We start from the raw sequence: 10,880 nt of genomic DNA, 5'->3' as shown, positions 1-10,880 counted from the left end.
CGATGGAGGAACATACGCCCCGGGCCCTGCGTTCGCCGGGCCCGATGCTGGAATTCCTGCGCGGCCGCGATGTGCTGGTCGCCGGATGGGGTGTCTCGGGTCGTTCGCTGATCACGCCGCTGCGCGATATCGGGGCCCGGCCCGTGGTGACCGACAGCGGTGCCGCGGCGCTGGCCGAAGCGGCCGGATTGGGGCTGGACATCGTGCCCGCGGTCGAAGTGGAGAACACCGACTGGTCGCGGTTCGCGCTGGTGATCACCAGTCCCGGTTGGCGGCCGGACTCCCCGGTCCTGGCCTCGGCGGTGTCCGAGGGTATCCCGGTCTGGGGCGATGTCGAATTCGCCTGGTGGGTGGATCAGGCCCGGATCTACGGTCCGGTCCGCAAATGGCTCGTGGTCACCGGCACCAACGGGAAGACCACGACCACGCAGATGACCCATTCCATCCTGCGGGCCGCCGGTATCCCCAGTGTCGCCTGCGGAAATATCGGGCTGCCGATCCTGGACGCCCTGCGCCGCAATCCCGGGCCGCAGGTGCTGGCGGTGGAGCTGTCGTCGTTCCAGCTGCACTGGGCGCCGTCGGTGCGGCCGGAGGCCGGTGTCGTGCTGAACGTGGCCGAGGACCATCTGGACTGGCACGGTGGGCTCGACGCCTACGCCGCCGCCAAATCGCGGGCCCTGCTGGGGCGGGTCGGGGTGGTCGGACTCGACGACCCGGTGGCCGCCCGCCTGGCCCGTCGCTCGAAGGCGCGCCGCACGATCGGATTCCGGATCGGCGTCCCGGCCGACGGTGAACTCGGTGTGGTCGACGGCAAACTGCTGGACCGGGCGTTCACCAAGGCGGCGATCCTGGCCGAGTCCAAGGAGATCAGCCCGCCCGGCCCGGCCGGTATCGCCGACGCCCTGGCCGCCGCCGCGCTGACCCGGGCCATCGATGTGGCGCCGCAGTTCGTCCGCGAGGGCCTGATCGAGCACAAGGTCGGCCCGCACCGGTCGGCCCTGGTGCGCGAACTGGGTGGCGTCGAGTTCATCGACGACTCCAAGGCCACCAACCCGCACGCCGCGCGGTCGTCGATCCTGGGCCATCAGCATGTCGTCTGGATCGCCGGCGGCCAGCTCAAGGGCGCCGGCGTCGAGGATCTGGTGGAGGAGGTCGCCGAGCGACTGGTCGCCGTCGTGTTGTTCGGTGCCGACGCCCCGGTGATCGCGGCCGCGCTGGCGCGACACGCGCCGGAAGTCCCCGTGGTCGAGTTGGATACGCGGGATCATGCCGGTATGGGGCAGGCAGTCATGGACGAGGCGATCACCGGGACCCGCAACACCGAAATCGCCGACGCGGTGATGGAGCGCGCGGTGCGGGAGGCGGCGGCCTTCGCCGGGCCCGGCGATACCGTGTTGCTCGCGCCGGCGGCGGCCTCGCTGGACATGTTCACCGACTACACCCACCGGGGCCGCAGCTTCGCCGGTGCGGTCGAGGATCTGAAGGACGAGGACCTCGGGCGGCGGTTATGAGACCGCGCGGCACGCGACAGGTACAGGTGGGCCGATTCGGCGCCTGGCTGGCGCGGCCGCTGGCCTCCTTCCATCTCGTCGTCACCATCGCCACCCTGCTCACCGTGCTGGGGCTGGTGATGGTGTTGTCGGCCTCCAGCGTGGAGTCCTACGCCGACGGCGGGTCGGCGTATTCGCTGTTCGTCCAGCAGATGATGTACGCGATGGTCGGCGCGGTGCTGTTCTATCTCGCGTTGCGGATACCGTTCCGGCGGTTGCGTCAGCTGTCCTTCCCGGTATTCGCGGTATCGGTCCTGCTGCTGGTCCTCGTGCTGATCCCGGGGGTCGGCAGTACGGTCAACGGCGCGCGCCGCTGGATCGATCTGGGGCTGTTCTCGATCCAGCCGTCGGAACTGGTGAAGGTGACGTTCGTGGTGTGGGGCGCCCACCTGCTGATCTCGCGGCGTGCCGCGGGGCGGGCGGCCAACGATCCCGGTGGGTTGAAGAACCTTCTGGTGCCGCTGGTTCCGGCCGGACTGCTGGTGTGCCTGCTGATCGTGTTGCAGCCGAACCTGTCCACCACCATCGCGCTCGGCATCGTCCTGCTGGCGCTGCTGTGGTTCGGTGGCCTGCCGGTGCGGTTGTTCGTGGCCATCCTCGCCTCGGGCGCCATCGCCGCCCTCGCCCTCGCGCTCTCGGCCGGCTACCGCTCCGACCGGATGCGCGCCTTCTTCAATCCCGCCGACGACCCCCAGGGCATCAACTATCAGGCCCGGCAGGCGATGTACTCGCTGGCCGACGGCGGTCTGTGGGGTCGCGGGCTCGGGCAGAGCCGGGCCAAATGGAGCTATCTGCCCAACTCGCACAACGACTTCATCTTCGCCATCATCGGCGAGGAACTCGGGTTCCTGGGCTGCGCGCTGGTGCTGGGTCTGTTCGCGCTGTTCGTCTACGCCGGCCTGCGGATCGCCGCCCGCTCGGTGGACCCCTTCCTGCGCCTGCTCACCGCCACCGCCACCACCTGGATCACCGGGCAGGCGCTGATCAACATCGGCTATGTGGTGGGCCTGCTGCCGGTCACCGGACTGCAGTTGCCGCTGGTGTCGGCGGGCGGTTCGTCGCTGGCACTGACACTGTTCATGTTCGGCATCATCGCCAACGCGGCCCGGCACGAACCCGAGGCGGTGGCGGCCCTGCACGCCGGACAGGACGGGCGGGTCAGTCGCCTGCTGCGGCTGCCGAAACCGGAGGTCTACCATCCCGTGCGGGCCCGCGCCGCCGCGGCCGATCGCGACCGGGGTCCGGCGCGCCGCCCGGCCCGCGGCGAGCCCCGGGACGAGCCCGCGCGGGCCCGGTCGCGCGCCAACAGCCGGGGTACCGACACCCTGCGGGCCACCCGGGCCTGGGAACCCAGCTATTCGGTGACACACGCACGAGAACGGGGAAGAAACAGGTGAGCGCACCACGGTCCGCAGGCGAGCACACGGCGCCGCGCGCGGACGCGATATCGGTGATCGTCGCGGGTGGCGGTACGGCCGGGCATATCGAACCGGCCCTGGCCGTCGCCGACGCGTTGCGGCGACTCGATCCCGGGATCCGGGTGACCGCGCTCGGCACCGAGCGCGGACTGGAAACGACCCTGGTGCCCGAACGGGGGTACCCGCTCGAACTGATCCCGCCGGTGCCGTTGCCGCGCAAGCCCAGTGCGGATCTGCTGCGGCTGCCGGGCCGGGTCCGGGCCTCGGTGCGGCGTACCCGCGAGATCATCGACGCCGTCGAGGCGGATGTGATCGTCGGGTTCGGCGGTTATGTGGCGCTGCCCGCCTACCTCGCCGCGGGCCGCGGGGCCCTGCGGCGCCGTCGTGCGGTGCCGGTGGTGGTGCACGAGGCCAACGCGAAGGCGGGTATCGCCAACAAGGTCGGCGCGCGGCGCGCGACCCGGGTACTGGCCGCGGTACCGGATTCCGGGCTCGACGCCGAGGTCGTCGGCATCCCGGTGCGGGCCGCGATCACCTCACTCGACCGGGCCGGGCTGCGCGCGCAGGCGCGGGAGCATTTCGGGCTGCCCGCGACCGGCCCGGTGCTCCTGGTGTTCGGTGGTTCCCAAGGGGCGCGGTCGCTCAACGACGCGATCTCGGGCGCGGCCCCGCAGCTGGCCGCGGCCGGTATCTCGGTGCTGCACGCCCACGGCCCCAAGAACACGCTGGACGTCTCCTCCACCGACCCCGCCGCGCCCTATGTGGCGGTGCCCTATCTGTCGCGGATGGATCTCGCCTACGCCGCCGCCGACGCGGTGGTCTGCCGGTCCGGGGCGATGACCGTCGCCGAGGTGTCGGCGGTCGGGCTGCCCGCGGTCTACGTACCGCTCCCGCACGGAAACGGTGAACAGGAACTCAACGCCCGGCCCGTGGTCGCGGCCGGTGGTGGCAGAATCGTTGCCGACCCCGAACTGTCCCCGAAATATGTGATCGATGAGGTGATACCGCTGCTCACGGATCCAGCACGCGTAGCCGAGATGGGTCGTGCCGCCGCCGGCGCCGGCCATCGCGATGCCGCCGACGAGGTCGCCCGGATCGTGCTGCGGGCGGCGGGCCGGTGAGCGGGGAGCAGATGACCGCACCGGACACCGGCCCCGGCGCCCTGCCGCCGGAGCTGGCCCGGGTGCACATGGTCGGTATCGGTGGCGCCGGGATGTCGGGTATCGCCCGCATCCTGCTGTCGCGCGGAGGCGAGGTCTCCGGGTCCGATGCCAAGGAGAGCCGCGGTGTCCTCGCCCTGCGCGCCCGGGGCGCCCAGGTACGGATCGGTCACGACGCCGGTGCGCTGGATCTGCTGCCCGGCGGGCCGACGGTGGTGGTGACGACCTACGCGGCCATCCCCAAGACCAACCCCGAACTGGTGGAAGCGCACCGCCGCGAGATCCCGGTGCTGCTGCGGCCGACCGTGCTGGCGGCCCTGATGAGCGGGCATCGCACGCTGCTCGTCTCGGGAACGCACGGGAAGACCTCCACCACCTCGATGCTCATCGTCTCGCTGCAGCACTGCGGGCTGGACCCGTCGTTCGCGGTGGGCGGTGAACTCAACGAAGCGGGAACCAACGCCCACCACGGCAGCGGCGATATCTTCGTCGCCGAAGCCGATGAGAGCGACGGATCCCTGCTGCAGTACGACCCGGATGTCGCGGTGGTCACCAATATCGAATCCGATCACCTGGATTTCTTCGGCTCCGACGAGGCCTACGTGCAGGTGTTCGACGATTTCACCGATCGCCTCGCCGACGGCGGGCTGCTGGTGGTGTGCCTGGACGACCCCGGCGCCCGGGCCCTCGCCGAGCGCACCGGGCAGCGGCTGGCCGACCGCGGCGTGCGGGTACTCGGGTACGGCACCGGGGAACTGCCCGATGCGCCGGTTCCGGTCGGGGTGCGCCTGCACAGCTGGGAACCGCGGGATGTCGGCGGTATCGCCCACTTCCAGCTCGCCGACGAACCCGCGCCGCGCACCCTGCGTCTTTCCGTGCCCGGCCGGCATATGGCGCTCAACGCGCTGGCCGCGCTGCTGACCGCGCGGGCCGCCGGCGCCGATGTGGACGAGATCATCCAGGGGCTGGAGGGTTTCGGCGGGGTGCACCGCCGCTTCCAGTTCGTGGGCCGGGAGAACCGGGTGCGGGTCTTCGACGACTACGCCCATCACCCCACCGAGGTCCGTGCGGTGCTCGGGGCCGCCGCCGAACTGGTGGACCAGGAGGCGCGCGATGGTGCGCTGTCGCGCCGGGGGCGGGTGATCGTGGTCTTCCAGCCGCATCTCTACAGTCGGACCGCGACCTTCGCCGCCGACTTCGGCGCGGCTCTCGACCTGGCCGACGAAGTGGTGGTGCTCGATGTCTACGGGGCGCGCGAAGAGCCGCTGCCCGGGGTCAACGGCGCGCTGGTCGCCCAGTCGGTGCGCAAACCCGTGCACTATCAACCCGATATGTCGCGGGTGGGCCGCCAGGTGGCGGGTCTCGCCCAGCCCGGTGATGTCGTGATCACCATGGGCGCCGGGGATGTCACCATGCTCGGCAGCCAGATCCTGGACGGACTACGCGCGCGTCCGCAGTACGGGCGGTGAGGCGGGGTGCGGGCCGGGACGCCACGATTCGGGGTGCGCGGATTGCGGCGTTTCCGGCTGTGGGCGCTACCGGCGCTCGCCCTGGTGATCACGCTGGCCGCGCTCGCCTGGTTCTCGCCGCTGCTGTCGGTCCGCGAGGTACGGATCGACGGGGCCGGCGAGATCCCGGAGGAACAGATCCGCGAACTGCTCCAGGTCCCGGAGACCGGCTCGATCCTGCGAATCGATACGGCGGCGATGGCCGCGCGGGTGGCGACCATCCCGAAGGTCCGCAGCGCCCGGGTCCAGCGGGTGCTGCCGTCGACCGTGCGGGTGCGGATCGAACCGCGAACCCCGGTGCTGTACTTCGACTCTCCCGAGGGTGCGCATCTGCTGGACGCCGACGGTATCGAGTACGCGATCGAGCCCGCACCGATCGGGGTGCCGCAGTTGGTCACCGCCCGGCCGGGCGGTGCCGACGAACTCACCCGGGCCGCGGTCGCGGTGGCCCGGGTACTGCCGCCGGCGCTGGAGGTGCAGGTGGAAACCATCCGTGCTGCGGGCGCGTCGGAGATTTCCCTGACATTGCGCGACGGTCGCACGGTACTGTGGGGCAGCAGCGAGGACGGCGAACGCAAGTCGGCGGTGATACTGCCGCTGCTCACCCAGCCGGGAACCGTGTTCGACGTCTCGAGTCCCAGTCTGGTCACGGTAAAATGATTCCCAGCAATCTTGTTCGGTTCGACCCTGTTCGGTTCGCAGCTCCGCCTCGGCCCCGGACGATCACCCGGAGACCGCTTGTGGCGGGAGCCGGGGGCGTCCCACGATGTGGGCACGGGCCGCTGGGCAACCGTTCACGATACGTCGCGTACCGCCCTGGTAGAAGCAAGTTCGCCGAAGAAACTGGTTATCGTCTCGGCGCGCCTGCGAGCGGATCGCGACGGCGGCGAATAGCGTTCCGCACCAGTCGGATACTTGACATAACTCCAACCCTATGGTTGAGGTTCAGGGTTTGCTCGGATCGTGGTCCGCGGATCGTGGTCGCGCGGAACGATATCGGGCATCCGAAAACGACAGACTTTGGATCGAAGGAAGGCGAGAGCTCATGACGCCCCCGCACAACTACCTTGCCGTGATCAAGGTCGTCGGTATCGGCGGCGGCGGCGTGAACGCCGTCAACCGAATGATCGAGCAGGGTCTCAAGGGTGTCGAGTTCATCGCGGTGAACACCGACGCCCAGGCACTGCTGATGAGCGATGCCGACGTGAAGCTCGATGTCGGGCGGGAGCTCACCCGGGGGCTCGGCGCCGGCGCCGACCCCGAGGTAGGTCGTAAGGCCGCCGAGGATCACAAGGACGAGATCGAAGAGGTGCTCAAGGGCGCCGATATGGTCTTCGTGACCGCCGGTGAGGGCGGCGGTACGGGCACCGGCGGCGCGCCCGTCGTGGCGAGTATCGCGCGCAAACTGGGTGCGCTGACCATAGGTGTGGTCACCCGGCCCTTCTCCTTCGAGGGGAAGCGCCGCGGCAACCAGGCCGAGGTGGGTATCAACCTGCTGCGCGAATCCTGCGACACCCTGATCGTCATTCCCAACGACCGGCTGCTGCAGCTCGGTGATGCCGCGGTGAGCCTCATGGACGCCTTCCGCTCGGCCGACGAGGTGCTTCTCAACGGTGTGCAGGGCATTACCGACCTGATCACCACCCCGGGTCTGATCAACGTCGACTTCGCCGACGTCAAAAGCGTGATGTCCGGGGCCGGTAGCGCGCTGATGGGTATCGGTTCGTCCAGAGGGGAGGGCAGGTCGGTCAAAGCGGCCGAGGCGGCGATCAATTCACCGCTGCTGGAGGCCTCGATGGACGGTGCGCACGGGGTGCTGCTCTCGATCGCCGGCGGTTCGGATCTGGGCCTGTTCGAGATCAACGAGGCCGCCTCGCTGGTGCAGGAGGCCGCGCATATCGAGGCCAACATCATCTTCGGTACGGTCATCGACGATTCGCTCGGCGACGAGGTGCGCGTCACCGTGATCGCCGCGGGATTCGACGGCGGTGGTCCCGCCCGGCGGACATTCGATCCGGCGACCACCCGGGGATCGCTGGGATCCGGACGCACCGCGGAGATCTCGGCGCAATCGCGGACCGCCGAACTCGGTCAGTCCCGGACCGCCGAACTCGGCGCGGCCCGCGGCCATTCCGGAGAGCCGGCCTCCACCCGCTCGTCGGACCCCGGTTCGGCGATCGCGCGCGGCCCGGCCCCGAGCTACCGCGATACCGAACGCACCCGTCCGCCGGTGGATCCGACGCTGAGCCACAACAGCCGGTCCCATATCCAGCCGCCGCCGGATCTGCCCGACGATGACGACGACGATGTGGACGTCCCGGATTTCATGCGCCGCTGACCCGGTGTCGCGCCACCGTTGGTGATCCGCCCGCGCCGAGTGCGCGGGCGGTCCGCTGTCGCGGGTGCGCGTGCCGCCGCCGGACGAGGCGGGGCCGCTCCGAACTGCAACTAGGCTCGGTGGCATGACAGCGGCACCGGTACTCACCGTTCGACGGGTCGTCACCACGCGCGCCGGAGGTTTCTCCGCGCCGCCCTACGATTCGTTCAACCTCGGCGATCATGTCGGCGACGATCCGGAGGCGGTGCGGCGCAACCGCGCCCGGCTCGCCGCGACGCTCGGTCTGCCCGCCGATCACGTGATCTGGATGGAACAGATCCACGGTCGCACGATCGCGACGGTGGACGGGCCCCGCACCGAACCGTTTCCCGGCACCGACGCGCTGGTCACCACCCGGCCGGGGTTGGCGCTGGTGGTGCTGACCGCCGATTGCGTACCCCTGCTGCTGTCCGACGACGAGGCGGGGGTCGTGGCCGCCGTACACGCCGGGCGGGTGGGCGCGCGTATCGGTATCGTGCCGCGGGTGCTGGAGGCGATGGTCGCCGCCGGTGCCCGGCCCGACCGCATCGGCGCGCTGCTCGGCCCCGCCGCCAGCGGCCGGCAGTACGAGGTGCCCGCCGCGATGCGGGCCGATGTCGAAGCGCATCTGCCCGGTAGCGCCACCACCACGGTGCGCGGCACCCCCGGCCTGGATCTGCGCGCGGGCATCCGGCGGCAGCTCACCGCCGCCGGAGTTACGGCGGTCGCCGAGGATCCGCGCTGCACCATCGAGGACACCGCACTCTTCAGCCACCGCCGCGGCGCTCCCACCGGACGAATGGGCAGTGTCATCTGGATGGAATCGGGTACAGCGTGAAAGACCGAGTGGTCTGCGGCGCCGTATCAGGCCGTCGCGACCGCGCGGTCGGCGCGAAATATCAACTCGCGCATAATGTTCGACGTACGGCCGGTGCTCGGTCACTGGGAGATGGGAGACCGATGACGGCGCAGAGACCGTGGCGGATCGGCACGCGGAGATGAGCGGCGCTCGCACCGAGGGCCCCGGTGGGCCCGAATCCACCCGCACGGTGGCGGATTCCGCTGATCAGCCGGGGCACTCCGTCTCGGACAGTCGCGGCGCCGGGGCCGGAAACGACTCCCGTACCGCGGAACTGGCCGATAACCTCGCGCGTCTGCTCGCCCGTATCGATGCAGCGTGCGTGGCTGCCGGCCGGGATCCGGGGGAGGTCCGGCTGCTGCCGGTGACGAAATATTTTCCGGCCTCCGATATCGCCGCGCTGTATCGTCTGGGCCGCCGCGACTTCGGGGAGAACCGTCCGCAGGAGGCCGGTGCCAAGGCCGCGGAGCTGGACGATCCCGGGATGCGCTGGCATCTGATCGGCCGGCTGCAGCGGAACAAGGCACGCCAGGTGGTGCGCTGGGCCCACGCGGTGCATTCGGTGGACAGCGAACGCCTGGCGACCGCGCTCGCCACGGCCACCGCGGCCGCCCTGGATACCGGTGAGCGGGACACTCCGCTGGAGGTGCTGATCCAGGTGAGCCTGGATGCCGACCCGGCGCGGGGCGGGGTGGATCCGGCCGCGCTGCCGGCGCTGGCCGATCGGATCGCGGACGCCGCGGAACTGCGTCTGGCTGGGATTATGGCCATTCCGCCGCGGGCCGCCGATCCGGATGCGGAGTTCGCCCGCCTGGCCGAATTGCATGCCCGGCTGCGCGCCGGACATCCAGGGGCGACGGAGTTGTCCGCCGGAATGTCCGATGATCTTGAAAGAGCTATTGCCCATGGATCCACGTGTGTGCGTGTCGGTACCGCTCTCATGGGCCCCCGGCCGATAACCTCGGCGTAGCAAACAAACCTCATCAGTCACATTCGACACATATGCTGGGACACGACGAGGGCTGAGCAAGACTTCAACACCCGGCCGCCACCGGGGCCGAAGGAAGGTCGACCAGAATGAGCGAGCGCAGCGAGCGAGTACTCGACGCAGCCACAATCGTGATCATGACGGAGCCGAGCGCTAGCGAGGCACGGTCATCGAGTGAGCGCAGCGAGCGAATTATGGGCGCAGCCACGAGCGTGCTCGTGACGGGGCCGAGCGCTAGCGAGGCGCGGTCATGAGCACGCTGCACAAGTTCAAGGCGTACTTCGGCATGGTTCCGCTCGAGGATTACGAGGACGACTACGTCGACGATCGCACCCCGCGCGGGGTCGAGGATCGTGGCGGGCGTCGGCCGCGTGACTACTCCGACCGCGCCCCCCGCGACTACGACGATCGTCCGGACTACGACCGGTACCCCGAGGACCGCTACGACGGTCCCGACTACCGTGACGTGCCCTACAAATCGTCCTACCAGCCCAGCTACCCCGCGCCGCGCCGGGACGACTACCCGGGCGACGCCTACGACGACGATTACGAGGGACCACGCCGCCCCACCCGGATCGACGCCGCCGCCTCCGGCCGGTATCGTCCGGGCGGCGGTGCCTCCCTGCGCGGCGCGACCAGGGGGGCGCTGGCAGTCGATCCCGATGCCGAGGAGCGGCGGCTTGCCGAACGGGTCCGCCCCGAACCGGTTGCCGCCCGCCGTCCCGCGATCTTCGAGGACGGAGGTCCCTTGTCCAAGATCACCACGCTGCGTCCGCGTGATTACAGCGAAGCCGCGATCATCGGGGAGCGGTTCCGCGAGGGCAACCCGGTGATCATGGATCTGGTCGACCTCAGCAATGCCGATGCCAAACGCCTCGTCGACTTCGCCGCCGGGCTGGCCTTCGCCCTGCGCGGCTCGTTCGACAAGGTGGCGACCAAGGTGTTCCTGCTCTCCCCGGCCGATGTGGACGTATCGGCCGAGGAGCGTCGCCGGATCGCGGAAACCGGGTTCTACAACCAGAAATAGCGAGCGGCTCGCCC

At 70.1% G+C, this 10,880-nt stretch carries 9 protein-coding genes; all 9 read left to right on the top strand.

The features are described 5' to 3' along the window. Window positions 1–44 precede the first annotated feature (44 nt). The 9 genes from murD to NF4_RS12550 all read left to right on the top strand — a co-directional run bounded on the left by murD (window position 45) and on the right by NF4_RS12550 (window position 10,866). Complete coding sequence (murD, locus tag NF4_RS12590) at window positions 45–1,511, top strand: UDP-N-acetylmuramoyl-L-alanine--D-glutamate ligase (RefSeq protein ID WP_063127551.1); 1,467 nt, start codon at window positions 45–47, stop codon at window positions 1,509–1,511. Further along, window positions 1,508–2,947: a putative lipid II flippase FtsW gene (gene ftsW, locus NF4_RS12585; protein ID WP_063127522.1), complete on the top strand. Its 1,440-nt coding sequence runs from the start codon at window positions 1,508–1,510 to the stop codon at window positions 2,945–2,947. Before murD ends, ftsW begins: the two co-directional genes overlap by 4 nt. Next, window positions 2,944–4,089 carry an undecaprenyldiphospho-muramoylpentapeptide beta-N-acetylglucosaminyltransferase gene (gene murG, locus NF4_RS12580; protein ID WP_063127520.1) on the top strand — a complete coding sequence of 382 codons (1,146 nt, stop codon included), beginning with the start codon at window positions 2,944–2,946 and terminating at the stop codon, window positions 4,087–4,089. Before ftsW ends, murG begins: the two co-directional genes overlap by 4 nt. 11 nt (window positions 4,090–4,100) lie before the next feature. Next, on the top strand, window positions 4,101–5,597 hold the full coding sequence (gene murC, locus NF4_RS12575) for a UDP-N-acetylmuramate--L-alanine ligase (RefSeq protein ID WP_063127519.1): 1,497 nt from the start codon (window positions 4,101–4,103) through the stop codon (window positions 5,595–5,597). Between the two features lie 6 nt (window positions 5,598–5,603). Beyond that, the gene (locus NF4_RS12570) at window positions 5,604–6,296 is read left to right on the top strand and encodes a cell division protein FtsQ/DivIB (protein WP_084533082.1); all 693 of its coding nucleotides are present in this window, start codon (window positions 5,604–5,606) and stop codon (window positions 6,294–6,296) included. A gap of 385 nt (window positions 6,297–6,681) precedes the next feature. Beyond that, complete coding sequence (gene ftsZ, locus NF4_RS12565; protein ID WP_063127517.1) at window positions 6,682–7,974, top strand: cell division protein FtsZ; 1,293 nt, start codon at window positions 6,682–6,684, stop codon at window positions 7,972–7,974. A gap of 124 nt (window positions 7,975–8,098) precedes the next feature. Next, window positions 8,099–8,830 carry a peptidoglycan editing factor PgeF gene (gene pgeF / locus NF4_RS12560; RefSeq protein ID WP_063127515.1) on the top strand — a complete coding sequence of 244 codons (732 nt, stop codon included), beginning with the start codon at window positions 8,099–8,101 and terminating at the stop codon, window positions 8,828–8,830. Between the two features lie 160 nt (window positions 8,831–8,990). Next, the gene (locus tag NF4_RS12555; RefSeq protein WP_084533087.1) at window positions 8,991–9,821 is read left to right on the top strand and encodes a YggS family pyridoxal phosphate-dependent enzyme; all 831 of its coding nucleotides are present in this window, start codon (window positions 8,991–8,993) and stop codon (window positions 9,819–9,821) included. Between the two features lie 268 nt (window positions 9,822–10,089). Continuing rightward, the gene (locus NF4_RS12550) at window positions 10,090–10,866 is read left to right on the top strand and encodes a cell division protein SepF (protein ID WP_030523840.1); all 777 of its coding nucleotides are present in this window, start codon (window positions 10,090–10,092) and stop codon (window positions 10,864–10,866) included. The last annotated feature ends 14 nt before the right edge of the window (window positions 10,867–10,880 follow it).

The sequence above is a fragment of the Nocardia fusca NBRC 14340 genome (assembly GCF_001618425.1).
GTDB lineage: Bacteria > Actinomycetota > Actinomycetes > Mycobacteriales > Mycobacteriaceae > Nocardia > Nocardia fusca.
The sequence above is the reverse complement of the archived record's forward strand: the minus strand, read 5'-3'. Positions and strand labels throughout refer to the sequence as shown.

Excerpts from the sequence above, each read along its gene's own strand:
- pgeF (WP_063127515.1), top strand. The coding sequence starts at position 8,099 with ATGACAGCGGCACCGGTACTCACCGTTCGACGGGTCGTCACCACGCGC.
- ftsZ (WP_063127517.1), top strand. The coding sequence starts at position 6,682 with ATGACGCCCCCGCACAACTACCTTGCCGTGATCAAGGTCGTCGGTATC.
- ftsW (WP_063127522.1), top strand. The coding sequence starts at position 1,508 with ATGAGACCGCGCGGCACGCGACAGGTACAGGTGGGCCGATTCGGCGCC.
- murC (WP_063127519.1), top strand. The coding sequence starts at position 4,101 with ATGACCGCACCGGACACCGGCCCCGGCGCCCTGCCGCCGGAGCTGGCC.
- NF4_RS12555 (WP_084533087.1), top strand. The coding sequence starts at position 8,991 with ATGAGCGGCGCTCGCACCGAGGGCCCCGGTGGGCCCGAATCCACCCGC.
- murD (WP_063127551.1), top strand. The coding sequence starts at position 45 with ATGCTGGAATTCCTGCGCGGCCGCGATGTGCTGGTCGCCGGATGGGGT.
- NF4_RS12550 (WP_030523840.1), top strand. The coding sequence starts at position 10,090 with ATGAGCACGCTGCACAAGTTCAAGGCGTACTTCGGCATGGTTCCGCTC.